Annotated in this window: 19 protein-coding genes and 1 pseudogene; 7 read left to right on the top strand and 13 right to left on the bottom strand. The window is 65.9% G+C overall.

All coding sequences use genetic code 11. The features are described from left to right. Positions 1–82: 82 nt before the first annotated feature. Complete coding sequence (locus tag AC1DKD_RS25105) at positions 83–616, bottom strand: PaaI family thioesterase (protein ID WP_441634695.1); 534 nt, start codon at positions 614–616, stop codon at positions 83–85. Positions 617–819: 203 nt separating this feature from the next. On the opposite strand from AC1DKD_RS25105, the gene nodI reads away from it, so the two are divergent. Together nodI and AC1DKD_RS25095 are read left to right on the top strand one after the other, a co-directional pair. After that, entirely contained in the window at positions 820–1,731 is a 912-nt protein-coding gene (gene nodI / locus AC1DKD_RS25100; RefSeq protein WP_441634732.1) for a nodulation factor ABC transporter ATP-binding protein NodI, read from the top strand. 24 nt (positions 1,732–1,755) lie between these two features. After that, positions 1,756–2,613 carry an ABC transporter permease gene (locus tag AC1DKD_RS25095; RefSeq protein WP_276289436.1) on the top strand — a complete coding sequence of 286 codons (858 nt, stop codon included), beginning with the start codon at positions 1,756–1,758 and terminating at the stop codon, positions 2,611–2,613. Between the two features lie 173 nt (positions 2,614–2,786). On the opposite strand, the gene AC1DKD_RS25090 is transcribed toward AC1DKD_RS25095, so the two are convergent. The 12 genes from AC1DKD_RS25090 to AC1DKD_RS25035 all read right to left on the bottom strand — a co-directional run bounded on the left by AC1DKD_RS25090 (position 2,787) and on the right by AC1DKD_RS25035 (position 19,239). After that, positions 2,787–3,992, bottom strand: a complete 1,206-nt coding sequence (locus AC1DKD_RS25090) for an O-succinylhomoserine sulfhydrylase (protein ID WP_441634693.1) — start codon at positions 3,990–3,992, stop codon at positions 2,787–2,789. A 382-nt stretch (positions 3,993–4,374) separates the two neighbouring features. Next, positions 4,375–5,910, bottom strand: coding sequence for an amidophosphoribosyltransferase (gene purF, locus AC1DKD_RS25085; protein ID WP_441634691.1), 1,536 nt, complete (start codon positions 5,908–5,910; stop codon positions 4,375–4,377). A gap of 95 nt (positions 5,911–6,005) precedes the next feature. Continuing rightward, positions 6,006–6,503 (bottom strand): CvpA family protein, encoded by a 498-nt coding sequence (locus tag AC1DKD_RS25080; protein ID WP_441634689.1) that lies wholly within the window; start codon positions 6,501–6,503, stop codon positions 6,006–6,008. Between the two features lie 65 nt (positions 6,504–6,568). After that, positions 6,569–7,297 carry an SPOR domain-containing protein gene (locus AC1DKD_RS25075; protein WP_441634687.1) on the bottom strand — a complete coding sequence of 243 codons (729 nt, stop codon included), beginning with the start codon at positions 7,295–7,297 and terminating at the stop codon, positions 6,569–6,571. Between the two features lie 109 nt (positions 7,298–7,406). After that, positions 7,407–8,717 carry a bifunctional tetrahydrofolate synthase/dihydrofolate synthase gene (gene folC / locus AC1DKD_RS25070; RefSeq protein WP_441634685.1) on the bottom strand — a complete coding sequence of 437 codons (1,311 nt, stop codon included), beginning with the start codon at positions 8,715–8,717 and terminating at the stop codon, positions 7,407–7,409. Positions 8,718–9,589: 872 nt separating this feature from the next. Beyond that, positions 9,590–10,606: a Tim44 domain-containing protein gene (locus tag AC1DKD_RS25065; RefSeq protein WP_477143831.1), complete on the bottom strand. Its 1,017-nt coding sequence runs from the start codon at positions 10,604–10,606 to the stop codon at positions 9,590–9,592. A gap of 52 nt (positions 10,607–10,658) precedes the next feature. Next, entirely contained in the window at positions 10,659–11,390 is a 732-nt protein-coding gene (ubiE, locus tag AC1DKD_RS25060; RefSeq protein WP_477143830.1) for a bifunctional demethylmenaquinone methyltransferase/2-methoxy-6-polyprenyl-1,4-benzoquinol methylase UbiE, read from the bottom strand. 37 nt (positions 11,391–11,427) lie between these two features. Continuing rightward, positions 11,428–11,841, bottom strand: a complete 414-nt coding sequence (locus AC1DKD_RS25055; protein ID WP_276291551.1) for a gamma-butyrobetaine hydroxylase family protein — start codon at positions 11,839–11,841, stop codon at positions 11,428–11,430. Between the two features lie 52 nt (positions 11,842–11,893). Next, entirely contained in the window at positions 11,894–13,759 is a 1,866-nt protein-coding gene (locus AC1DKD_RS25050; protein WP_477143829.1) for an ABC transporter ATP-binding protein/permease, read from the bottom strand. Between the two features lie 138 nt (positions 13,760–13,897). Next, entirely contained in the window at positions 13,898–14,332 is a 435-nt protein-coding gene (locus tag AC1DKD_RS25045; RefSeq protein WP_441636264.1) for an HIT family protein, read from the bottom strand. Positions 14,333–14,528: 196 nt separating this feature from the next. Further along, complete coding sequence (locus AC1DKD_RS25040) at positions 14,529–18,503, bottom strand: DUF3683 domain-containing protein (protein WP_477143828.1); 3,975 nt, start codon at positions 18,501–18,503, stop codon at positions 14,529–14,531. A gap of 157 nt (positions 18,504–18,660) precedes the next feature. After that, positions 18,661–19,239, bottom strand: a complete 579-nt coding sequence (locus AC1DKD_RS25035; protein ID WP_477143827.1) for a YqaA family protein — start codon at positions 19,237–19,239, stop codon at positions 18,661–18,663. A 364-nt stretch (positions 19,240–19,603) separates the two neighbouring features. On the opposite strand from AC1DKD_RS25035, the gene AC1DKD_RS25030 reads away from it, so the two are divergent. The 5 genes and pseudogenes from AC1DKD_RS25030 to AC1DKD_RS25010 all read left to right on the top strand — a co-directional run. Beyond that, complete coding sequence (locus AC1DKD_RS25030) at positions 19,604–20,086, top strand: (2Fe-2S)-binding protein (RefSeq protein ID WP_441636269.1); 483 nt, start codon at positions 19,604–19,606, stop codon at positions 20,084–20,086. A 10-nt stretch (positions 20,087–20,096) separates the two neighbouring features. Next, entirely contained in the window at positions 20,097–22,478 is a 2,382-nt protein-coding gene (locus AC1DKD_RS25025; RefSeq protein WP_441636271.1) for a xanthine dehydrogenase family protein molybdopterin-binding subunit, read from the top strand. A gap of 15 nt (positions 22,479–22,493) precedes the next feature. Next, positions 22,494–23,294 (top strand): FAD binding domain-containing protein, encoded by an 801-nt coding sequence (locus tag AC1DKD_RS25020; RefSeq protein ID WP_045240836.1) that lies wholly within the window; start codon positions 22,494–22,496, stop codon positions 23,292–23,294. A 154-nt stretch (positions 23,295–23,448) separates the two neighbouring features. After that, the gene (locus AC1DKD_RS25015) at positions 23,449–24,345 is read left to right on the top strand and encodes an AAA family ATPase (RefSeq protein ID WP_441636274.1); all 897 of its coding nucleotides are present in this window, start codon (positions 23,449–23,451) and stop codon (positions 24,343–24,345) included. A 3-nt stretch (positions 24,346–24,348) separates the two neighbouring features. Beyond that, positions 24,349–24,946, top strand: a pseudogene (locus tag AC1DKD_RS25010) (hypothetical protein); the annotation flags it as partial.

Below are 24,946 nucleotides of genomic sequence, written 5' to 3'. Positions count from 1 at the left end.
ATGCATGCGTACGTCTTTAGCGCATGGTGCTATTCCCTTCCGCCTTGCCCCCCCTTGCATTCATGCGTAGCTGTTGCCCGCATCAGCCTGCCGGCATTGGGAATACCAGGCAGGTTGTGGTGGCGTAAGCGTACAGCTTACCCTGCGTGTCGATGATGCGGCCCTCGGCAATGCCGATCTGCGTGGTCAGGCTGATGACCTTGCCCTCCGCGCGGATCGGACCGGTCTTGGTAGTCAGCGGGCGCACATAATTCACCTTCAGTTCCAGGGTGGTATAGCCCTTGCCCGCCGGCAACATGGTGTGGACAGCGCAACCCACGCAGGAATCGAGCAAGGTCGCGGCGTAGCCGCCGTGCACGCTACCGATCGGGTTGTAATGCTGCGCGCCGGGTGTGCCCTGGAATACGAAGCGCCCTGCCTCGAACTCCACAGGGACGAAGTCCATCAGTTGCGCGATCGGCGCGCCCGGCAGCTTGCCGGCCATCATATCCTCGAAAAACTGCAGCCCGGCACGCTCGCTCAACTGCGCCAGCGTCGCCACGCCGGGCTCGCCCAGCCGCGCACGCGCGACGCGCTCAGCTTCCTGCCACTGGGCCAGTGTGTCTTGCGCACTCATTGTCTTGTCTCCATGGTTTGCTTCGGTTCGTTGTCTTGCGCTCCTGCCCTCTCGGCCAGTTCCCTGGCCATGCGCTGCGGCAGCGAACCGGCAAGATAACCGCATCCGCGAATTCTTGCTGCAATGCGCCACAAAGCATCCGCGCCACTGCCTGCATAATGGCGGATATTGCGCCCGTGGCGCACCTCACCCTCGTTCCTGCCTTGACTGCCATTCTCGAACTACGCAATGTAAGCAAGCAATACGGCGAAACGGTCGTGGTCGACGATCTCAGCCTGAGCGTGCAACGCGGCCAGTGCTTCGGCCTGCTGGGCCCGAACGGGGCCGGCAAGACCACCACGCTGCGCCTGCTGCTGGGCCTGACCACGCCGGCCTCGGGGACGCTCACGCTATGCGGCGAGCCAATTCCGGAGCGCGCGCCGCAGGCCCGCATGCGCGTGGGCGTGGTACCGCAGTTCGACAACCTCGACCCCGACTTCACCGTGGTGGAGAACCTGCGCATCTTTGGCCGCTACTTCGGCCTGGAGCGCGCCGAAATCGAACGCCGCGTGCCCGCACTGCTGGAGTTCGCACGGCTCGAAAGCCGTGCCGGGGCGCAAGTGCGGGACCTCTCGGGCGGCATGCGCCGGCGCCTGACGGTGGCGCGCGCGCTGATCAACGACCCCGACCTGCTGGTGATGGACGAGCCCACCACCGGGCTCGACCCCCAGGCGCGCCACCTGATCTGGGAACGCCTCAAGTCGCTGCTGGCCAGYGGCAAGACCATCCTGCTGACCACGCACTTCATGGAGGAGGCCGAGCGCCTGTGCAACTACCTGTGCGTAATCGACAGCGGCCGCAAGATCGCCGAAGGCAAGCCGCATGAATTGATCGACAGCCAGATCGGCTGCGATGTGGTGGAAGTGTATGGCGACAACCTCGCCCCCTTGCGCGGCGAACTGCACCCGCTCGCAACGCGTACCGAGATGAGCGGCGAGACGCTGTTCTGCTATGTGAAGGAACCGGCGCCGCTGCTGGCCGCCCTGCATGGCCGGACCGGCGTGCGTTACCTGCATCGACCCGCCAACCTGGAAGACGTCTTCCTCAAGCTGACTGGCCGCGAGATGCGCGACTGACCCGGGACCGACAACGGACTGAACATGAGCGAACAAGACCCCCGCCCCGCAGCCGCGCCGGCCGCCGCCGCGCCGCGGCATGCCCCCATGCAGCGGCAGCATTACCCGCAGCCGCTGCTGCCGATGAACATGCGCAACTGGACCATGGTCTGGTACCGCAACTTCATGGTGTGGAAGAAGCTGGCGATCCCCTCCATGATCGGCAACCTGGCCGATCCGATGATCTACCTGTTCGGCCTCGGCCTCGGTCTTGGCCTGCTGGTCGGGCAGGTCAACGGCGTGCCCTACATCGCCTTCCTCGCGGCCGGCACCACGGCGTCGAGCGTAATGATGTCGGCGAGCTTCGAGTCCATGTATTCCGCCTTCTCGCGCATGCATGTGCAGCGCACCTGGGAAGCCATCATGCACGCGCCACTGACACTGGGCGATGTGGTCCTGGGCGAGATCATGTGGGCCGCCAGCAAAGCCGTGCTGTCGGGCCTTGCCATCATGCTGGTGGCGGGCGCGCTCGGCTATGCGCGGTTGCCGGGAGCGCTGCTGGCGTTGCCCGTGATCGTGCTGGCCGGCATCGCGTTCGCCAGCCTGGCCATGATCGTCACCGCGCTTGCGCCCAGCTACGACTTCTTCATGTTCTACCAGACGCTGGTGATGACGCCGATGCTGCTGCTTTCCGGCGTATTCTTCCCGTTGGAGCAATTGCCCGCGGGGGCGCAAGCCGCCACCCAGGTGCTGCCACTGGCGCACGCGGTGGCCCTGATCCGCCCCATCATGCTCGGGCGTCCAATCGACAACCTGGCGCTGCACCTGATTGTGCTCGGCGCTTACGCGGCAGTGGCCCTGGTGGTCGCGCTGATGCTGCTACGCCGGCGCTTGCTGCGCTGAACGCCGGCCGGGGAACGTCCTGCCATCCCAGCCGGTCACCGCCATCCTGTCGCATTGGCGGGGCCGCCTCGCATTCACCAGTGGACAGCAGCGGCGCCGGCGCGCCAAGGCGCCTGGGCGGCCCTTGCCTATCTGCTATCGCCACGGCCGCCATCGCGGCAGCCGTGGCTGCCTCAGTCCTGCAGGCCGCGCAGCAGGTCTGCCTTCAGGTCCGCCACCGACTCCAGCCCCACCGCCAGCCGGATCAGCCCTTCGCCGATGCCCGCCGCGGCCTTGGCTTCCGGGCTGACGCGTGCATGCGTGGTGGTGTAGGGATGGGTCACGGTGGTACGCGTGTCGCCAAGGTTGCCGGTGATCGAGCACAGGCGGGTGTTGTCGATCACGCGCCAGGCATTGGCGCGCTGCTGCTCCGGCGTCTCGCCCTTGAGTTCGAACGACACGATGGCACCGCCGCCGCTCTGCTGGCGCTGGGCGACTTCATACTGCGGATGGGATTTCAGCGCCGGGTGATACACGCGCGCCACGGCCGGATGCGACTCCAGGAACTCGGCCAGCGCCAGCGCGCTGGCGCTGTGGCGTTCCATGCGGATCGCCAGCGTTTCCATGCCCTTTAGCAGCACCCACGCATTGAAGGCCGACAGTGTGGGGCCGGCCGTGCGCACGAAGGGAAAAACCTTGCCCATGATGAAATCGTGCGTGCCTAGCACCGCGCCGCCCAGCACGCGGCCCTGCCCATCGATATGCTTGGTGGCCGAGTGCACCACGATGTCGGCGCCGAACTTCATCGGCTGCTGCAGGGCCGGCGAACAGAAGCAGTTATCCACCACCAGCAGCGCGCCAGCGTTGTGGGCGATGTCCGCCACCGCGGCAATGTCGGCCACTTCGGTCAACGGGTTGGACGGCGTCTCCAGGAAGAACAACTTGGTGTTCGGCTTGACCGCCGCGCGCCAAGCCGCCAGGTCGGTGCCATCGACGAAGGTCGTCTCGACGCCAAACTTGGCGAAGATATTGGAGAACAGCGTCATGGTCGAGCCGAAGATGGCGCGCGAGCTGACCAGGTGGTCGCCCGCCTGCATCGACGACATCACCACCGACATGATCGCGCTCATTCCGGACGCGGTCGCCATGCAGGCCTCGGCCCCTTCCAGCGCGGCCAGGCGGCTCTGGAACATGGCCACGGTGGGATTGGTGAATCGCGAGTACGTAAATCCCGTTTCCGAATTGGCGAAGCGTTCGGCGGCCTCGGCAGCGCTGTTGAAGCAGAAGCTGGAGGTCAGGTACATCGCCTCCGAGTGCTCCATGAACTCGCTGCGCATGGTGCCGGCGCGCACGCCGAGCGTATCGATGTCGAGGGAGTCGAGAGGAAGCGGTTCGTTCATGATGGGGAGGCGGTAGTACCCGCGCGGTTATCTGTGTAAGAGGTGAGCCTGGCCGCGCACTGGCGGCAGCAATAAAAAAGCCCGTACGATCATTGGCCGGGGGCCGAATCGACGGGCTGCTTGTGTTCTGGGGATAGGCCCCGCGCTGCGGCGGGAAGYCGGCTTGCCATTGTGCCTTTGCTGCGCACAACCGGTAAGCCGGTGTTCCGCTTTAGCTGTTTCGGGCATTTCCCTGTGACGGGCAATTTCCTGTTCCGGGATAAGAACCAAACTCCGGCAGGACCCGCGTCCGCAAGCTGACAATCAAATCGACGCCCGGCAATGTTACGGCCGGGCCCCGCCCTGCGTCAACTCCGCGGGTATGCCGCGGGTGCGCCGCGTCTTACTCGTTACCGCCCGAGCGCTGCAAGTGCAGCTGCGAGCGCTCGCCGTCACCGAGGCCACCGGTGCCGTCGCGATCGGCCTGGCTGCGCGCGGTTTCCAGGCGCTCCAGGTAGGCTTCGTCGATATCGCCGGTGATGTAGCGGCCATCGAAGCACGATGCATCGAAGTCCTTCAGCGCCGGGTTGATGTCGCGCACCGCCTGCTTCATCGCTTCGACATCCTGGTAGACCAGCTTGTCGGCGCCGATGATCCTGGCGATCTCTTCGTGGCTGCGGCCGTAGGCGACCAGCTCGCTGCGCGTGGGCATATCGATGCCGTACACATTGGGGAACTTCACCGGCGGCGCGGCCGAGGCGAAGATCACCTTGTTGGCGCCGGCGTCACGGGCCATCTGCACGATTTCGAAAGAGGTAGTGCCGCGCACGATGGAATCGTCCACGATCAGCACGTTCTTGCCCTTGAACTCCACACCCATGGCGTTGAGCTTCTGGCGCACCGACTTCTTGCGCACCGCCTGGCCGGGCATGATGAAGGTGCGGCCGATATAGCGGTTCTTGAAGAAGCCCTCGCGATAGTTCACGCCCAGCTTGTTGGCCACCTGCATGGCGGCCGGACGGCTAGAATCGGGGATCGGCATCACCACGTCGATATCGCCCGCGGAGACTTCGGTGCGAATCTTTTCGGCAAGGTAATCGCCCATGCGCAGGCGCGCGTCGTACACCGGCACGCCATCGATGCACGAATCCGGGCGTGCCAGGTAGACGTACTCGAAGATACACGGCGTCAGCACCGGGTTATCGGCGCACTGCTGGGTGTAGAGATTGCCGTCGAGGTCGATGAAGATGGCCTCGCCGGGCGCCACGTCGCGCTCGAGCTTGTAGCCGATGCCTTCGAGTGCCACCGACTCCGATGCCACCATCCATTCCTTGCCGGTCGGCGTTTCCACGCTGCCCAGGCATAGCGGACGGATACCGAACGGATCGCGCACGGCCAGCATGCCGTAGCCGGCGATCTGCGCAGCAATGGCGTACGAGCCACGCACACGGCGGTGCATGCCCGCCACGGCCTTGAAGATCGTGGCCGGGTCCAGCGCAAGGCCGCTGCTGGCGCGTTGCAGCTCGTCAGCCAGCACGTTGAGCAGCACTTCGGTATCGGAGTGCGTGTTGATGTGGCGGCGGTCGCGGCTGAACAGTTCCTCGTGCAACTGCTTCCAGTTGGTGAGGTTGCCGTTATGGGCCAGGATCACGCCGTAAGGCGCGTTGACATAGAACGGTTGGGCTTCTTCCTCGCTCGAGGCCGAACCGGCGGTGGGGTAACGCACCTGGCCGATGCCGGCGGCACCGGGCAGGCCGCGCATATTGCGCGTGCGAAACACGTCGCGCACCAGGCCATTGGCCTTGTGCATGTGGAAGGTGCTGCCATTTGCGGTAGCGATGCCGGCTGCATCCTGTCCGCGGTGTTGCAACAGCAGCAGGCTGTCGTAAATCAATTGGTTAACGGGCGTGGAGGAAACCACACCGACGATACCGCACATGCCAAGCTCCCAGGAAAGGCGTTTGAATCGGGGCGGCCCCACCCTGTAGGGCAGAGCCTGCGTACTACCAGCCGGACGGTCTGCCCGGCCTCATGTCATGTCTTGACGTATTTGGCGACTTCGGGCGGCAGCCACGGCCGCAGCGACTCCATCGCCTCCATCACGTAGGGCCGGGACAGCGCATCGCGCCAGAACGCCTCCTCGGGCAGCTTGGTGAGCCCGGCCAGAGTCACCACGAACATCACCACCAGTGCGCCGCGCACAAGCCCGAACACCAGCCCAAGGCCGCGGTCGGCGGGCTTGAGCCCGGTACTTTCGAGCAACTGGCCCAACACCGTACCGGCAAGTGCCGCAGCAATCACGGTGCCGATGAACAGCACCCCGAAGCCCAGTGCGCTGCGCGCCAGCTGACCGCCCGGTACCGATTCGGGAATCCAGCCTGCCGCGGTACCCGCGAAATGGTAGGCCACCAGGAACGCCACCACCCAGCCGATCAGCGAGAGCACCTCTCGCACCAGCCCGCGCAACACGCCGATCAGGCCTGAGGCAATCAGGATGAAAACAACGCTGTAATCGAAAAAAGTCGGCTGCATGCGTAATACGGTGTCCCCGGTGCCCCGGTATGGCGGCTGGCGTTTGGTCCAGCCCGCCCTTGGCATTACTGTTCGACCACCTTGGCGGTCAGGCCCACGGCGCGCACTCGCTTTTCGGCGGCATCAGCCGCATCGCGATCCGAAAAAGGGCCGGCACGCAAGAGCACGCGCTCGCCGTCGGCCAGTGTCTTTTTCTCGATGTAGGCCGGCACTTTGCCCGCCTTGAGCTTGCTCAGCCACTCCTTGGCCTTTACCTCGGAGGAAAAGGCGCCGATCAATACCAGGAACTTGCCGCTGCCGGGCTTGGCATCCGCGCGGACAACCGGTTTGTCCGCGGCCTTCTCGGCAGGCGCCGCTGCCGCGACGGCAGGCTTGGCCGGTGCCGCATCGGCAACCAGTTCCTCGCCGGCATCGAGCGCCTGGCTGTCGAGCCTGGATTGCGGCGCGGGCGGCAACGGATCCGCCTTGCGGGCATCGGGCTTCACCTTGCCGCCGGCCCCGCCCGGGCCACCATCGATCTTTACCGAGATATTGTCGACGACTGGCCTTGGCTGGGTCTCGAATACGATCGGCAGCACGATGACGGCAGCTGCCGTCAGCACCACGGCGCCGATCAGGCGCCGGCGCGCCCGCTGCTTCTGCGGGAATTCCGGGTCGAGCGTGTCGTCTGCGTACTCCTCGGCCAGGCGTCGCGACGAAGCGATGCCTGCACCCGGATCCGAACGCGAGCGGCGAGTGCGCTCCGGTGCCGGGGCGTTGCCCTTGCGGGAAGAAAACAGCGAAAGCAGGCCCATAGATTGGTTCGGTGCGACGGCCGGAAACCGGCCGTTGAAATTGTCGCTCAGATTGCGCGGCGATTTGCCCCGGTGTTAGCCCCGGAAAACTGCCCGGCGGCCGCGCGACTCAATTTGCCCGGGTAGCGCGATATGCCATCACGCCCGCCACGGTGTAGAACGATCCGAAGACCAGAATTCTATCATCCTCGGTCGCTCTGCCGAGGGCATCCCGGTAAGCCGCCTCCGGGCTGGGAAAGCAGGCCGCCGTAGCATCGGGGCCGGGATGGAAACCGCCCTCCTCCAGCTTCTCCAGCAGATCCGCCGCGCTGGCCGCACGCGGCGTCGGCAGGTCGCACAGGCACCAGTGGTCGACCTTGTCGGCCAGATGGCGCAGTACGCCGGCGATATCCTTGTCCTCCATCGCGCCGAACACCGCATAGGTGTAGCGGAAGAAGCCCATGTTCTCGAGGTTCTGCCCCAGCGTGGCGGCTGCGTGCGGATTGTGCGCCACATCCAGGATCACCGCCGGGCGTCCCGGCATGACCTGGAAGCGCCCCGGCAGTTCGACGAAGGCCAGCCCGTTGCGCACTTCCTGCGCGCTGACCGGCAGGCGCGGACGCATGGCCTGCAGCGCCGCCAGCGCGGCCGAGGCGTTGAGCAACTGATTGGCGCCTCGCAGGGCCGGATAACCCAGCCCGTTGAGCTTGCGCTCGCGGCCGCTCCAGTCCCACTGCTGGCGCTCCTGGCCCTTGGCAGCCTGATGCTGGAAATCCCGGCCCACCAGCCAGAGGTCCGCGCCGATGGCCTCGGCATGCTCGATCACCGACTTCGGCGGCATCGGGTCCGCCACGATGGCCGGCACGCCGGGACGGAAGATACCGGCCTTCTCGTAGCCGATCTTTTCGCGCGTGTCGCCCAGGTACTGCGTATGGTCGATGTCCACGCTGGTCAAGATGGCGCAATCGGTATCGATCACGTTCACCGCGTCCAACCGGCCGCCCAGCCCCACCTCCAGGATCATCGCGTCGAGCCCTGCCGCGGCGAAGGCATGGATGATCGCCAGCGTGGTGAACTCGAAATACGTCAGGCTCACCGGATCGGCAAAGCTGGTGCGCGCGCGCTCCACCGCCTCGAAATGCGGCAGCAGTTGCGCATCGGTAGCGAACTCGCCATTGATGCGGGCGCGCTCGTTAAACGAAATCAGGTGCGGCGAGGTATGGCAACCCACCTTGTAGCCGGCCTCCAGCAGGATGCGCTCCAGCATGGCGCAGGTGGAGCCCTTGCCGTTGGTGCCGCCGACGGTGAACACCACGGCATCAATGCGCAGCCCCAGGGCTTCCTTGACGCGGGTGATACGCGCCAGGCCCATGTCGATGCCCACCGGATGGGCGGATTCGAGATGGGATAGCCATTCAGGGAGGGTGGGGAAGATGGGCATGATGGGGATACAGGGTTGTTCGGGGGCTTGGCTTGTTGGAGCCGGTTTGGGGGTGGGTGGTTTCTTTGCCGTTTGGCGGAATTTGGTTTGGCTCTGGGTACCGGGGGATATTGGGGTGTTTTGGGTTAAGTCAAAGGATCTCTGGCTTCAGGAGGGCTTAAATTCAACTTCAACTTCAACTTCAACTTCAACTTCAAAAGCCTAAAGTCAAAGGCGGTTTCACCCCCCTGCGGGGGGCGACCTACTTTTTTGTCTTGCCAAAAAAGTAGGCAAAAAAGGCGCGCCGGATGGGGCGACACCCCCTCGGGATCCGGCGAAAAGAGCGGCCGGGACCCAAACTCGCATCGCCTTAAGGCGATACTCAAACATGGGTCCCTCTTTTCCGCTCTTTYCGCCGGATYCCGAGGCGCCCCATACGGCCGGTACACCCACACGGCTCGCTTCGCATCGCGGGACGGTGTGGCCCGCCCTTGGGGCGCTGCGAAGCGAGCCGTCAAGGTGTACCAGGCCGTATGGGGCGCCTCGTCGGCAGGCAAAAAGAGCGGAAAAGAGGGGGCCATGTTTGAGTATCGCCTTAAGGCGATGCGAGTTTGGCCCCCGGCCGCTCTTTTTGYCTGCCGACGAGGAGTCTTTCGCCCCATCCGGCGCGCCTTCTTTGCCTACTTTCTTGGCAAGACAAGAAAGTAGGTCGCCGCCCCGCAGGGGTGGTGAAACCGCCTTTGACTTTAAGCCTTTGACGTTGAAGTTAAGCCCTTGAAGCCAAGCAACAGAATCTCCCCACCCCACAAACAAGAAAAGCCCACGTTTTCACGTGGGCCTCCATTCTATGCCACCTGCCGGCCGTGCAGCGGCCAGCAGAGCACTCCCAGCACTCAGGAAACCTGCTGAATACCAGCCAGCAGCCAGCCACCGCTACCCGTCACCGGCTTCGCCAGGTTCCAGACTTCAGCGAAAGGCTGTGCCGGATCGCCGGCCTTTTCACGGATCATGCCGGAGAAGCGCACGCTGGCCAGATGCTGGGCCGGGCTGTCCTCGATGCCGAGCAGCTCGGCTTCCAGCGTGACCACGTCGGTCTTGTTGACCTCGGCGCCCCGCTCGGACAAGTCCATCTTGATCTCGGCAAACATTTCCGGCGTGGTGAACTCRCGGATGTCSTCGAGATTGCCGGCRTCCCASGCRGCCTGCAGGCGCACGTAGTRAACCTTGGCGTTACGCAGGAAGGCTTCAGTGTCGAAGTCGGCCGGCACGCCCCAAGGCTGGGCCACGGCTGCAGCAGCGGCGGCACCGGCCATCACCGGCGCGGCGGACTGCAGCGGCGAGGCGGCGCCAGATCCGGACATCACGGGATTCGGTGCGCCGGCAGGCACTTGCTGGCGCAGCACCGGCTCGTTGCTTCCGCCCATGCCACCCGGGCCGTTACCAGCACCCGCTCCGGCATAGGCCGGTTGCTGCGGACGGCTCGCGCCGCCGCGGAACTTGCGGATCAGCCAGATCGCAACGAACGCCACCAGGGCGATCAGGATCAGGTTGGACAAGAAGCCCATGGCGGCACCGCCCAGGCCGAAGTGCGACAACAGCCAGCCAATGCCCAGGCCGGCGGCGATGCCGCCGAGCATGCCTCCCCAGTTGCGCTTGGGTGCGGCAGCGGCTGCCGCGCCAGCGCCAGCAGCGGCACCGGCCGGCGCGGCTTGCTGGGCCGGTTGCTGCTGCGCGGGCGTCTGGTTCGGCGATTGCTGTGCCGGCGCCTGCTGGCGCTGCGTCACGCCGGACGATTGCTTGCCAACGCTGCGAGACCCGCCGAGGCGTTTGGCGTTCGCGTCCAGCGCCATGCCGAGGGCAAGCGTGCCAATCAGCACACCCGCCATGAATCTTGCGCGAAATAGCGACATATCAGTGCTTCCCCTGTTAAGTTCGCTCATTTTTCCGTGAGCCTATATCAGTCTAGTACTTTCGCCCGACGTGGAGTGCTACCACTCCTGCCGTCAGGTTGAAGTATTCGACATTGTCCAGGCCCGCATGTTCCATAAGACGTACAAGTGAAACCTGGTCTGGATGCATTCTGATGGATTCCGCCAGATAGCGATAGCTATCGGAATCCTGTACCACGCGCTGCCCCAGCCACGGCAGGAACTTCAGCGAATAGAGATCGTAGGCCTTTTCCAGCGGCTTCCACACCTTGGAGAACTCCAGCACCATGACCTTGCCGCCCGGCTTGAYCACGCGGCGCATCTCGGCCAGCGCSMSGTCCTTGTGGGTCATGTTGCGCAACCCGAAGGATACGGTGACCACATCGAAGTAATTGTCGGGGAAGGGAATCCGCTCCGCGTCACACAGGCAGGTGGGGATGACGATGCCCTTGTTCAATAGGCGATCGCGGCCCACCCGCAGCATGGATTCGTTGATATCGGTCAGCCAGACCTCGCCGGCAGGTCCGGCCTGGCGCGCGAAGGCCTTGGCCAGGTCGCCGGTGCCGCCGGCGATGTCGAGCACCTTGAAACCGGGCCGCACGCCGGCCTGGGCGATGGTGAACATCTTCCACAGCCGGTGCATGCCGCCGGACATCAGGTCGTTCATGACATCGTACTTGTTGGCCACCGAATGGAAGACTTCGGCCACCTTGCCGGCCTTCTCTTCTTCCTTGACCTTCTCGAACCCGAAGTGGGTTTCGCTCATGACTCGCTCCAGAATTCAGTAATGGCCCGCGGGGCGCTCAGTGATGGCCGCAGGCATGGCCGCCGCCGGCCACCATCGGGGTGTCGCGGTCGACCCCGGCCGCTTCCAGGCGCTGCAGGTAGGCCTGCCAGATGGCATCCTGCTCTGCGCCCAGGCGGTAAAGCAGCTCCCAGGAATAGATGCCGGTATCGTGACCGTCGGAAAAACGGATCAGGATGGCGTAGTTGCCAACCGGCTCGACCGCGGCGATGGTGACATCGCGCTTGCCGGTCTGCAGCACTTCCTGGCCCGGGCCGTGGCCCTGCACTTCGGCCGAGGGCGAGTTCACCCTCAGGTACTCGAAGGGCAGCCGGAAGCTGGCACCGTTGTCGAAGCCCACCTCCAGCACGCGCGACTGGGTGTGCACGGTGAGGGCGGTGGGGTGGGGAGTATCTTTTTCGAGGCCTGCCATGATGGGTGGCGCGCGGCTTTCGGCGCGCCGCAAATCGCGGCCACACCCGCCTTCACGCTTCGTGTACGACCCGATAGCTTACCGCAGCCGCCTCGCCTTGCCCATCTTGCTCCGTCTTCCAGTGCGCGCCGTCCGCGGCAACGTAGCGCAGGCGGCGATCATGAAAGGCGGCTACCGTGCTGCGGTGGGCGATGCTGATGATCGCCGCGCCGGGCAGCGATTCCACCATCAGGCGGTACATCGCGCTCTCGGTCTCCTCGTCGAGCGCGCTGGTGGCTTCGTCGAGGAAGAGGTAGTCGGGCTTTTGCAGCAGCGCCCGCGCGAAGGCGAGCCGCTGCTGTTCGCCCGGCGACAAACGCAGCGACCAGTTGTCGAACACATCAAGCTGCTCGGTCAGGGCGCCGAGCTGGGCCTGGCGCAGCACCTCCTGCAGAGCCTCGCGGCTGTGGGCGGTGCCGGCGTCGGGATAAGCCAGCGCATCGGCCAGCGACCCGATCGGCAGGTAGCTGCGTTGCGGCAGGAACAGCAAGCTGGCCGCGCGCGGCATGGCTACCGTGCCGCTGCCATATGGCCAGATGCCGGCCAGCGCGCGGAACAACACGCTCTTGCCGCAGCCGGAGGGACCGCTGACCAGCCAGCGCTCGCCGGCGCCGATCTCCAGCGAGAACGGCGCCACCAGCGGCCGCTGGTGGATTTCGCCGCCATTGCCCGTGCGCACCGGCAGCGCCAGTGCTAGGGTGTCGATGCGGATGCCGTCGGCATCCGCCTGGTCCACCTCGATATCGCGCACGCCGGTGTGTTCCTGGTCCTGCCGCTCGGCCACCCGGATGGCGTCGCGGAAATCGATCAGCCGGTTGGCCGCGGCCTTCYAGCCGACCAGCGTCGCGTAGTTATCGACGAACCAGGACAGGGCGCCCTGCACCTGGCCGAATGCCGAACTCACCTGCATCAACCCGCCGAGCGTCATCTTGCCGGCGAAGTAGCGCGGAGCGGCCACGATCAGCGGGAAGATGATGGCGAACTGGGCATAGCCGGAATTGACGAAGGTCAGGCGCCGCGTATAACGCATCAACTGGTTCCAGTTGGCGCGAATGCGGTCGAAGCGCGAGCGCAGGCCGGCCTGTTCGGTCGGTTCCCCCCGGTACAGCGCCACGGGCTCGCTGTTCTCGCGCAGGCGCACCAGCGTGAAGCGAAAATCCGCCTCGTACCGCTCCTGCTGGTAGCTCAGCCCGATCAGCGGCCGGCCCACGAGGTGGGCGATCAGCGACCCGATCACCGCGTAGCCGATGGCGAACCACACCATATAGCCGGGAATGATGATCTCGTTGCCGCCGAGCATGAAGCTGATCGGCCCTGACACCGCCCACAGGATGCCAACGAAGGACAGCAGCGTTACCACCGAATTGAGCAGCCCGAGCGAGAGCGTCAGGGCACCATCGGTAAACGAGCGCAGGTCGTCGGCCAGCCGCTGGTCAGGGTTGTCAGTGGTATGGGTCTGCTCGATGCGGTAGTACGCCTGATGACTGAGCCAGTGGTCCATGAAGCGCCCCGTCATCCACGTACGCCAGCGCATTTGCAGCATCATGGTGTAGTACTGGCGCGAGATGGCCGCCACGATGAAGAAGCCGGCAATCCACGAAAAGCGGATCAGCAGCGCCTTGAAGGAGGCGTAGTCGTGCTGCTCCAGCGCGTTGTAGAACACGCGGGTCCAGTCATTGAGCAGCACATTGATATAGACGATGCCGAGATTGAGCGCGACGACGAAGGCCAGTAGCCCCAGCCCGGCCTTGCGGTCCTCGGATATCCAGTAAGGCTTGATCAGGTCCCAGGTCTCGCCCATCCGCAGGCGGCTCTGGACTTTGAGGGCACGGGCCGGCACGGCCGGGCCTGGAACGGTAACGGAAGTCGGTGTGGACATGGCACCTTTCGCGCGGGCGGGCCATGGCTGATCCACCGGCCCCGCTCTTGTGTGAATGAAGACAACGGGTGTTAGAAGACGGCGCTGCCCGGCTGGTTCCGGAAACTCCAAAAAACCGGCAGCAATCCGCGCCTCGGGTCAGCGTACTTCGTCCAGTTTCGCCAGGGCCGCACGCAATGCCGGCAGGCGCTGCGCAAGGCCGGCCAGGCGCGCGGCATCGGGCTCGCGCTGCGGGGCCGCCCAGACGGCTTCGGGGAAATGCGTGTCCCAGCGATAGCGTGGAATGATATGCCAGTGCAGGTGCGGCACCATATTGCCGAAAGCGGCAAGGTTGACCTTGTCGGGCGACATGGTCTCGCGCACCGCGCGCTCCACGCGCGCCACCAGGCGCATCAGCCAGGCCTGGTCGTCCTCGGGCAGGTCGGTCTGCTCGGCCACGTGGCCGTTCCAGACCACCCGGCAAAAGCCTGGAAAGCGCTCGTGCTCGACCAGGATGACGCGGGCGCGCTCGCCGCGCCAGGCCAGTTCGCCGCCGTCGGTCTCGCACAGGGGGCAGTCGGGGATGAGGTTCATGCGATCACTCCCGGGACGCCGGGGGCATCAGTCCGCTGCCCTGGGTTGGGGGAGAGGGCGGGAGCCTGCACGGAGTGAGAGCCTGCGGGCCGGCGCCCGTCCGCCCTCTCCCCCGGCTGCTCTCCCGCAAGCGGGAGAGGGGCGCAAACCAGAGGCTTGCCGAAGCGCATCGTGCTCACCGCCCTCGCCCCTTCCATCACACCAGCACCCGCTCGATGCCGCCCGAATTGGCCTTGGCCACGTAGTCCGGCATCCAGTTCTCGCCCAGCAGGTGCCTGGCCATTTCCACCACGATGTAGTCCGCCGTTACCGTGGCGTCTTCGTTGTAGCGCGACAAACCCTGCAGGCAGGACGGGCAACTGGTCAGGATCTTGACGTCGCCGACGAAGCCGTCGGTGCGCAGCTTGTCCGCGCCCTTGGTCATTTCCTCTTCCTTGCGGAAGCGGATCTGGGTGGAAACGTCCGGACGCGACACCGCCAGGGTGCCAGACTCGCCGCAGCAACGTTCGTTCTTCTCGATCTTGCCGCCGCCCTCGTTGCCGCCCATCAGCTCGTTGACGAGCTTGGTCGGGTCCATGGTCTTGATCGGGGTGTGGCAGGGGTCGTGGTACATGTAGCGCGTACCGGTCACGCCCTCCAGCTTGACGCCCTTCTCCAGCAGGTATTCGTGGATGTCGATGATGCGGCAGCCCGGGAAGATCTTGTCGAATTCATACCCGGCAAGCTGGTCGTAGCAGGTGCCGCAGCTCACCACCACGGTCTTGATATCGAGGTAATTCAGCGTGTTGGCGACCCGGTGGAACAGCACCCGGTTGTCGGTGACCATCTTCTCGGCCTTGTCGTACTGGCCGTTGCCGCGCTGCGGATAGCCGCAGCACAGGTAGCCCGGCGGCAACACGGTCTGCACGCCGACATGCCACAGCATGGCCTGCGTGGCGAGGCCGACCTGCGAGAACAGCCGCTCCGAGCCGCAACCCGGGAAGTAGAACACCGCCTCGGTCTCGGGCGAGGTCCGCTTCGGGTCGCGGATGATCGGCACGATCTCGTTGTCTTCGATATCCAGCAGCGCACGCGCGGTCTTCTTGGGCAGGTTGCCCGGCATCTTCTTGTTGATGAAGTGGATCACCTGCTCTTGCACCGGCGCGCGGCCCACCGTGGCGGGCGGGTGCGCGGCCTGCTTCCTGGCGAACTTCTTGAGCACGTCGTTGCCCAGGCGCTGCGCCTTGAAGCCCCAGTCAATCATGACCTTGCGGGTCATGTTGATGGTCTGCGGATTGGTGGCGTTGAGGAAGAACATCGACGCGGCGGTGCCGGGATTGAACTTCTTCTGCCCCATCTTGCGCAGCAGGTTGCGCATGTTCATCGACACGTCGCCGAAGTCGATCTTSACCGGGCASGGCGTSASGCACTTGTGGCAGACCGTGCAGTGGTCGGCCACGTCSKMGAACTCKTCCCAGTGCTTGATCGAGATGCCGCGGCGGGTCTGCTCCTCGTACAGGAAGGCTTCCACCAGCAGCGAAGTCGCCAGGATCTTGTTGCGCGGGCTGTACAGCAGGTTGGCGCGCGGCACGTGGGTGGCGCACACCGGCTTGCACTTGCCGCAGCGCAGGCAGTCCTTGACGCTGTCGGCGATAGCGCCGATATCGCTCTGCTGCATGATGATGGACTCATGTCCCATCAGCCCGAACGACGGCGTATAGGCATTGCGCAGGTCGGCGCCCGGCAACAGCTTGCCCTTGTTGAAGCGGCCCTGCGGGTCCACGCGCTGCTTGTACTCGCGGAACTCGCCGATCTCGTCTTCGGTCAGGAACTCCAGCTTGGTGATGCCGATGCCGTGCTCGCCGGAGATCACGCCGTCGAGCGAGCGCGCCAGCGCCATGATGCGGGCCACCGCGCGGTGGGCATCCTGCAGCATGTCGTAGTCGTCGGAATTGACCGGGATGTTGGTGTGCACGTTGCCGTCGCCGGCGTGCATGTGCAGCGCCACGAAAACCCGGCCGCGCAGCACCTGCTTGTGGATCTTCTGCGCTTCGTCGAGGATGGGCTTGAACTCGCCGCCGTTGAAGATATTGCGCAGCTCGGCGCGCACCTCGCTCTTCCAGGACACGCGGATGGTGCGGTCCTGCAGCAAGTGGAACACGGTGGCGTCCGGCTGCTGCGCCAGGCGTGCCTCGAAGGCCTGGCCGAGCAGGCCCAGCCCGTGGCCGATCAGCGCGGCGCGCGCGGTGGCCAGCGGCGTGTCGAGATGGTTCTGCAGATAGGTCCAGCGCGAGCGGATCTCGCGCAGCAGCTGCAAGGCGTGCTGCACGCGGTCTTCCAGCAGTTCGGCGCTGGGGATCTCGTTGGCGTCGTCGCTGCGGCCCAGCGGCAGGTTGCCGCGCGCGAAGAAAGCTTCCAGCGCGTCGGTCAGCTGGAGCTTGTTCTTGATCGACAGCTCGATATTGATGCGCTCGATGCCATCGGTGTACTCGCCCATGCGCGGCAGCGGGATCACCACGTCTTCATTGATCTTGAAGGCGTTGGTGTGCTTGGCGATGGCGGCGGTACGGGAGCGGTCCAGCCAGAATTTCTTGCGTGCCTCCGGGCTGACCGCGACGAAGCCTTCGCCGCTCTTGCCGTTGGCCATGCGGATGACTTCCGAGGTGGCGCGGGCCACCGCGTCCTGGTCGTCGCCGACGATATCGCCGATCAACACCATCTTGGGGAAGGCGTTGCGCTTGCTCTTGGTGGCATAGCCCACCGCGCGCAGGTAGCGCTCGTCCAGATGCTCCAGGCCGGCCAGGATGGCGCCGCCGGGGGTGCGCGTCTCGGCGTCGAGGTAGTCCTTGATCTCGACGATGCTCGGAATGGCGTCGCGTGCCTGGCCGAAGAACTCCAGGCAGACCGTGCGCACATGCGCCGGCATGCGGTGCAGGATCCAGCGGGCGCTGGTGATGATGCCGTCGCAGCCTTCCTTCTGGATACCGGGCAGGCCGGCCAGGAACTTGTCGGTCACGTCCTTGCCCAGGCCTTCCTTGCGGAACTTGCGCCCTTCGATGACCAGCGTTTCCGTGCGCAGTGGCTTCTCGCCGGGCGCACGGTTGCCATCCGACCATTTCAACTCGAATGTGGCGACCGGCACGTCATGGATCTTGCCCAGGTTGTGGTCCTGGCGCGTGACTTCCAGCCAGTTGCCTTCCGGGTCCACCATGCGCCACCAGGCCAGGTTGTCCAGCGCGGTGCCCCACAGCACGGCCTTCTTGCCGCCGGCATTCATGGCCACGTTGCCGCCGATGCAGGAGGCGTCGATCGAGGTCGGGTCGACCGCGAACACCAGCCCCGCCTTGTCGGCGGCATCCGCCACGCGGCGCGTCACCACGCCGGCGCCGGAGAAGATGGTCGCGACCTTGTGCGATACGCCAGGCAGGTCGGTCTGCTCCACCGGCCCGAGCTGCTCGAGCTTTTCCGTATTGATGACCGCGCTCATCGGCGTCAGCGGCACGGCACCGCCGGTATAGCCGGTGCCGCCTCCGCGCGGGATGATGGTCAGGCCCAGCTCAAAACAGCCCTTGACCATGCCGGCGATCTCTTCTTCGGTGTCCGGCGTGAGGACCACGAAGGGATATTCCACCCGCCAGTCRGTCGCGTCGGTCACATGCGAGACGCGCGACAAGCCGTCGAACTTGATGTTGTCCTTCTGCGTGATGCGGCCCAGCACGCGCAGGGTGCGCTTGCGCAGGTCGTAGGCGTCGGCGAACTCCTGCTTGAAGTCCTCGATCGCCTGCTTGGCAAAGCTGACCAGCTGCTCGACGCGGTGGGAGCGGTCCTCGGCCGCCGGTTCGGCATGCTCGGCACGGTCGGCGGCGCGGCGCTTTTCCACCTCGGACAGCCGATGGTGCAGTGCGGTCACCAGCATCTGGCGGCGCTTGGGATTCTCCAGCAGGTCGTCCTGCAGGTAGGGATTGCGGCGCACCACCCAGATATCGCCCAGCACTTCGTACAGCATGCGGGCGGACCGGCCGGTGCGGCGCTCTGCGCGCAACTCGTGCAGGATGCGCCAGGCTTCTTCGCCTAGCAGCCGGATGACAATCTCGCGATCCGAGAATGACGTGTAGTTATAAGGGATCTCACGCAGGCGCGGGGGCGCATCCTGCGAGGCGAGTTTGGCATCGAGCACGAGTGGGGCGTTCATGGGGAGGGACCGCTTCCTGTAGCGCACGGGGACGGTGCGCCGGATCGTCTTTAAAGGGCAATTGTACTTCAAGGCCTGCTTTCGCCGCACCGCAACATGGCAGAACCTTGCTTGGGCAAGGGTTGCATCACATCGCCGGACCTGCCTGCAAGCCGCGCTAGAACAGGCTTTTGAGGCCGGCGGCGATGCCATGCCAGAAACTGTTGGGGATCCATAGCAGGGCCATGGTCATGGCAAGGTAGCGCAGAAATTTGCCAATCGCCATGTAAACCAGGCTTGGCCAGAACGGCAGCCGGAGCCAGCCCGCCAAAGTGCACAAAGGATCACCAATCCCGGGTAACCACGATGCGAGCAGGGTTGGCGGACCGAGCCTGCGCATCCAGCGGAAATAGCGCGCGTCCAGGGCCGGCTTGCGCGGCTTGCGCGGGTGCTTCCGGTGCTCGGCGTGCTCTTCCTCATGCTGGCGCTGCTGGCGCCGCTTGCGGTAGCGCACCAGCGCCAGCTTGGCCGCGTAGCCCAGCCACCAGTCAATGGCTCCGCCCGCGGTATTGCCCAGCGTCGCCACGACGATGGCGGGCCAGAACATATGCGGATTGAGCTTGATATAGCCGAACACCGCGGGCTCGGAGCCCAGGGGCAGCAAGGTGGCGGACACCAGGCTGACCAGGAAGATGGCCGGCAGCCCGACTTTGGGCAGGGCGGCGGTTTCGAACAACCAGTCGATGAAGCCTTYCATATAGAGAGAATTGGTGCCGGTGCAGGTTGGCGGTCGGGCGGCGGGCCATTCTAGCAGCGCGCCGCCAGCGTCCTGGCGGCGCGAGGTGCCGGCGGGGCAACCCGCATGGCACGCGCCGGCGATTTGTGATTAACTGTTAGAGCCTGCTGCGCCCAATCGTTCGCGGCCCGGCCGTCTTGGCCMTACCGGTTTCACCCGCAGCACATGCAGCACCTGCAGCAATTCGCACTGCCCGCAGCACCGCAGTACCAACATCACGAAATAGCCGTCACCAGCAAACGGCAGTAACGCGTCGTGGCCAGTCCCGCGCATTTTCGGGATTCACGGATTGGTCATGCACGTGTCCACCCACATGGAGACAAGCATGGCGATTCCTATCCGCCTGACCGTCAACGGCCGCGCCGTGGATGCCCAGGTAGAACCCAACACCCTTCTCGTCCAGTTCCTGCGCGAACAACTCCGCCTCACCGGCACCCATGTCGGCTGCGACACCGCCCAGTGCGGGTCTTGCACCGTCCATATGGACGGCCGCGCGGTCAAGTCGTGCAATATGCTGGCGCTGCAGGCGGATGGTGCGAGGATCACCACCATTGAAGGTCTGGCCCCCGAAGGCCAGCTCCATCCCATGCAGGAGGCCTTTCGCAATTGCCACGGGCTGCAATGCGGCTTCTGCACGCCCGGCATGGTCATGAGCGCCACCGCGCTGGTCCAGGCCGAGCCGAATGCCGACGCCGCCGCCATCCGCGAGCAGCTCGAGGGCAACCTGTGCCGCTGTACCGGCTACCACAACATCGTGCGCGCGGTGCAGGAAGGCCAGGCCGCGATGCATGGCGTCAGCGCCGAATAAGGGGACCGCCATGAACGCACCTGACGACCAGCACCTGATCGGCGCCTCGGTCAAGCGCAAGGAAGACTACCGCTTCCTCACCGGCAACGGCCAGTACACCGACGACATCGTGCTGCCGCAGCAAAGCTACGGCTACTTCCTGCGCTCGCCGCACGCCCACGCGCGCATCGCTTCCATCGACAAGACCGAGGCACTGGCCTCGCCCGGCGTGATCGCCATCTTCACCGGTGACGACGTCGCCGCCGACAAGGTCGGCGGCCTGCCTTGCGGCTGGCTGATCCACAGCATCGACGGCAGCCCGATGAAGGAGCCGCCGCACCCGGTGCTGGCGCAGGGCAAGGCACGCCACGTGGGCGACCAGGTCGCGCTGGTGGTAGCCGAGACGCTGCAGCAGGCCAAGGACGCCGCCGAGAGGATCGACGTGGCATACGAGGAACTGCCCGCCGTGGTGAACACCGCGCAGGCAGCCTCGGCCAGCACGCTGGTGCACGACGACGTGCCGGAGAACACCAGCTATGTCTGGGGCCACGGCGACCGCGCCGCCACCGACGCCGCCTTTGCCAAGGCCGCCCACGTGACCACGCTCGAGATCGTCAACAACCGCCTGATCCCCAACGCGATCGAGCCGCGCGCCGTCAATGCCAGCTACACCCGGCAGGACGACAGCTACACCGTCTACGTCTCGAACCAGAACCCGCACGTGGAGCGCCTGCTGATGGGCGCCTTCGTGCTGGGCCTGCCGGAATCTCGGCTGCGCATCATTGCGCCGGACGTGGGTGGCGGCTTCGGCTCCAAGATCTTCCTGTACGCGGAGGACGTGGCGCTGACCTGGGCCTCGAAGAAGGTCAAGCGCCCGATCAAGTGGACCGCCGAGCGCTCCGAATCCTTCCTGACCGATGCCCACGGGCGCGACCACGTCACCAAGGCCGAGCTGGCGCTCGATGCCGATGGCAGGTTCCTGGCAATGCGGGTGCACACCACCGCCAACATGGGTGCCTACCTGTCGACCTTCGCCTCCAGCGTGCCGACCATCCTGTACGCCACGCTGCTGGCCGGGCAGTACACCACCCCGGCGATCTACGCCGAGGTGCGCGCGGTGTTCACCAACACCTCGCCGGTGGATGCCTACCGCGGCGCGGGCCGCCCGGAAGCCACTTATGTGGTGGAAAGGCTGGTGGAAACCGCGGCGCGCGAACTGAAGATGGACCCGGCCGAACTGCGCCGCAAGAACTTCATCCACGACTTCCCCTACGCCACCCCCGTCGGCCTGACCTACGACACCGGCGACTACGAGCCGTGCCTCGCGCGCGCGCAGGAACTGGCCGACGTCAAGGGCTTCCCCGCGCGGCGCGACGAAGCGAAGCAGCGCGGCAAGCTGCGTGGCCTGGGCTACTCGTGCTACATCGAGGCGTGCGGTCTGGCGCCGTCGAATATCGCCGGCGCCCTGGGCGCGCGCGCGGGCCTGTTCGAGGTTGGCGAGGTCCGCGTGCACCCCACCGGCACCGTGACCGTCTTCACCGGCTCGCACAGCCACGGCCAGGGACATGAGACCACCTTCGCGCAGATCGTGGCCGAGCGCCTCGGCATTGCGCTCGAAGCGGTGGAAATCGTGCATGGCGATACCGGCCGGGTGCCCTTCGGCATGGGCACCTATGGTTCGCGCTCGCTGTCGGTGGGCGGCTCGGCCATCATGAAGGCGCTCGAAAAGATCGAGGCCAAGGCCAAGAAGATCGCGGCCCACCTGCTGGAAGCCTCGGACGCGGACATCGAGTTCAAGAACGGCGTGTTCAGCGTGGCCGGCACTGACCGCAGCAAGACCTTCGGCGAGGTTGCGCTGACCGCCTACGTGCCGCACAACTATCCGCTCGACAAGCTCGAACCCGGCCTGAACGAAAACGCCTTCTACGACCCGACCAACTTCACTTACCCGTCCGGCGCCTACATCTGCGAAGTGGAGGTGGACCCCGATACGGGCGAAAGCAAGGTGATCAAGTTCACCGCGGTGGACGATTTCGGCAACATCATCAACCCGATGATCGTCGAAGGCCAGGTGCATGGCGGCATCGGCCAGGGCCTCGGCCAGGCCATGCTGGAGCAGTGCATCTACGACGACGACAGCGGCCAGTTGCTGACCGGCTCCTACATGGACTACGCCATGCCGCGCGCCGGCGACCTGCCCGACTTCACGGTGGAGACCGCCAAGGGCACACCCTGCACGCACAACCCGCTGGGCGTGAAGGGCTGCGGCGAGGCAGGGGCGATCGGCTCGCCGCCGGCATTCATCAATGCGCTGGTGGACGCGCTCTCGCCGCTGGGCGTGAGCGACATCCAGATGCCCGCCACACCGCACCGCGTATGGCAGGCGATTCGCCACGCGCAGACCGCCAACTGACGTCGGAGGCACACCATGTACGCATTCAATTACGAACGCGCCGCCGATGCCACGTCGGCGGTGGCCAGGCTCAAGGCGGACAGCGACGCCAAGTTCCTCGGCGGCGGCCAGAGTCTGCTGGCCGCGATGAAGCTGCGGCTGGCAGCGCCGTCGGCGCTGATCGATGTGGCGCGCATCCCCGGCATGGCGGATATCCGTGTCGAGAACGACGAGCTGGTGATCGGCGCGGCGGCACGCCACGCCGACGTGGCGGCCAATGCCGACGTGCTCAAGCGCATCCCGGCGCTGGCCGCGCTCGCCAACGGCATCGGCGACCGGCAGGTACGCGCGATGGGCACGCTGGGCGGCTCGCTCGCCAACAACGATCCGGCCGCCTGCTACCCGGCGGCCGTACTCGGCCTCAACGCCACCGTGGTGACGGACCGCCGCAATATCGCCGCCGACAATTTTTTCAAGAGCCTCTACGAAACCGCGCTGGAAGCCGATGAACTGATTACCGCCGTACGCTTCCCCACGCCGGATAAGGCCGCCTACATCAAGTTTCGCAACCCGGCGTCGCGTTTCGCGCTGGTGGGTGTGATGGTGGCGCAGTTCGGCAAGGTCGTGCGGGTGGCGATAACGGGCGCGGCGGATAGCGTCTTCCGCAGCGCGCCGCTGGAACAGGCGCTGACGGCCAGCTTCACACCGGCGGCGGCACGCGCGGTGGTGGTCGATGCAGGCCAGCTGAATGCCGACCTGCATGCCTCGGCCGAGTACCGCGCGCACCTGATCCCGGTGCTGGCGGCACGAGCGGTGGAGCAAGCGCTCAAGGGATAGGGCCGAGCCATCCAGCCCGAACCCGCTTCCCCGGCCACCGGCTTGCCACCCTCTCCCGCTTGCGAGAGAGGGGCCGGGAAGAGGGAGGGCGCAAACAGGAAGGCGTCCATCCTGCGCCGACCCTCTGTGCACATAGCATCATCCGGCTATTTTCATGCTTCCCCAGTCCATCGATCAAACCGCCGCCCTGCTGGAGGCGCAGCAGTATTTCGCAGACCGCGAGACCGCCACCGTGCTCTACCTGGCGCTGCGCATGCAGCGGCCGCTTTTTCTGGAGGGCGAGCCCGGCGTGGGCAAGACCGCGCTGGCGCGGGCCATCGCCGACGCGCTCGGCACGCGCCTGCTGCGGCTGCAATGCTACGAGGGGCTCGATGCTTCCAGTGCGCTGTACGAATGGGACTACCCGCGCCAGATCATGGCGCTGCGCCTGGCGGAAGCCCGCGGCGAGCGGCCCGACGCGCAATCGCTTTACCACGACGATTTCCTCCTCAAGCGGCCCTTGCTGGAATCGCTGCTGCCCGATCCCGCCGCGCCGGGCATCCCGCGCGTGCTGCTGATCGACGAGATCGACCGCGCCGACGAGCCCTTCGAGGCCTTCCTGCTGGAGGTACTGTCGGAATACCAGGTGTCGATTCCCGAAATCGGCGTGGTGCGGGCCGAACAGCCACCGCTGATCATCGTCACCTCCAACCGCACGCGCGAGGTGCATGACGCGCTCAAGCGCCGCTGCCTGTACCAGTGGATGGGCTATCCGCAACGCGAGCGCGAACTGCAGATCGTGGCCGCGCGCGCCTCTGAAGCGGCTGCCGCGCTGCAGCACCAGGCCATCGATTTCATTCACCGGCTGCGCGGCATCGACCTGTTCAAGTCGCCTGGCATTGCCGAGGCGATCGACTGGTGCCGCGCCCTGGCCGCGCTCGGCGTCAGCGAGCTCGATCCGCAATCGGTGCGCGACACGCTGGGCGTGCTGCTCAAGTACCAGGACGACCTGGCCCGCGTGGACGGCCCGACCGTGGCGGAATTGCTGGCCAGCCGGGCGCCGGGAGGCTGAGGCATGCCCAGGCTGCATCCGGATGCCCCCCTTGCCGCCGCGCAACCCGCCGGCACGCTGCCCATGCTCGCGCGCAATGTCACGCACTTCGTGCGCCTGCTGCGCGATGCCGGCTTCGGGCTCTCGCCCGCGCAGGCCGTGGACGCGCTGCTGGCGCTGCAATACGTGGACATCGGCCGGCGCGACGAGGTGCGCGCGGCGATGGCGGCCCTGATGGTGAGCGGGCCCGACCAGCGCCCGCTGTTCGACGCCGCCTTCGACCTGTTCTGGCGCGACCCCGACTGGGAGGGCAAGCTGCGCGCCCTGCTGCTGCCGCGCGTCGACGCCGGCGCTCCGCCGCCCCCGCGCAACAACCGGCTGGCCGATGCGCTCGCCGCCCAGCGCCCGCCCGAATCCGGCCGGCGCTCCGAGGACAGCGCCGAACGCTTTACCGCCCCGCTCACCTTCTCGGCCCAGGAGCGCCTGGCCCAGCGCGATTTTGAAACCCTGAGCGCGGAAGAATGGCGTGCGCTGCAGCACATGATCCGCGCCCGCCACGCGCGCCTGGCCACCGAGCGCACGCGCCGCCTGCGCGCCGCCGCCAGCGGGCCGCGCGCCGACC

The sequence above is a fragment of the Cupriavidus sp. 05T313 genome (assembly GCF_056396665.1).
The sequence above is the reverse complement of the archived record's forward strand: the minus strand, read 5'-3'. Positions and strand labels throughout refer to the sequence as shown.

What these genes read in the sequence shown, in the direction of transcription:
- AC1DKD_RS25025 (WP_441636271.1), top strand. Translation starts at nt 20,097, where the DNA reads ATGAACGCACCTGACGACCAGCACCTGATCGGCGCCTCGGTCAAGCGC.
- folC (WP_441634685.1), bottom strand. Translation starts at nt 8,717, where the DNA reads ATGCCCATCTTCCCCACCCTCCCTGAATGGCTATCCCATCTCGAATCC.
- purF (WP_441634691.1), bottom strand. Translation starts at nt 5,910, where the DNA reads ATGTGCGGTATCGTCGGTGTGGTTTCCTCCACGCCCGTTAACCAATTG.
- AC1DKD_RS25015 (WP_441636274.1), top strand. Translation starts at nt 23,449, where the DNA reads ATGCTTCCCCAGTCCATCGATCAAACCGCCGCCCTGCTGGAGGCGCAG.
- AC1DKD_RS25055 (WP_276291551.1), bottom strand. Translation starts at nt 11,841, where the DNA reads ATGGCAGGCCTCGAAAAAGATACTCCCCACCCCACCGCCCTCACCGTG.
- AC1DKD_RS25090 (WP_441634693.1), bottom strand. Translation starts at nt 3,992, where the DNA reads ATGAACGAACCGCTTCCTCTCGACTCCCTCGACATCGATACGCTCGGC.
- AC1DKD_RS25075 (WP_441634687.1), bottom strand. Translation starts at nt 7,297, where the DNA reads ATGGGCCTGCTTTCGCTGTTTTCTTCCCGCAAGGGCAACGCCCCGGCA.
- AC1DKD_RS25080 (WP_441634689.1), bottom strand. Translation starts at nt 6,503, where the DNA reads ATGCAGCCGACTTTTTTCGATTACAGCGTTGTTTTCATCCTGATTGCC.
- AC1DKD_RS25020 (WP_045240836.1), top strand. Translation starts at nt 22,494, where the DNA reads ATGTACGCATTCAATTACGAACGCGCCGCCGATGCCACGTCGGCGGTG.
- AC1DKD_RS25095 (WP_276289436.1), top strand. Translation starts at nt 1,756, where the DNA reads ATGAGCGAACAAGACCCCCGCCCCGCAGCCGCGCCGGCCGCCGCCGCG.
- AC1DKD_RS25045 (WP_441636264.1), bottom strand. Translation starts at nt 14,332, where the DNA reads ATGAACCTCATCCCCGACTGCCCCCTGTGCGAGACCGACGGCGGCGAA.
- AC1DKD_RS25105 (WP_441634695.1), bottom strand. Translation starts at nt 616, where the DNA reads ATGAGTGCGCAAGACACACTGGCCCAGTGGCAGGAAGCTGAGCGCGTC.
- AC1DKD_RS25030 (WP_441636269.1), top strand. Translation starts at nt 19,604, where the DNA reads ATGGCGATTCCTATCCGCCTGACCGTCAACGGCCGCGCCGTGGATGCC.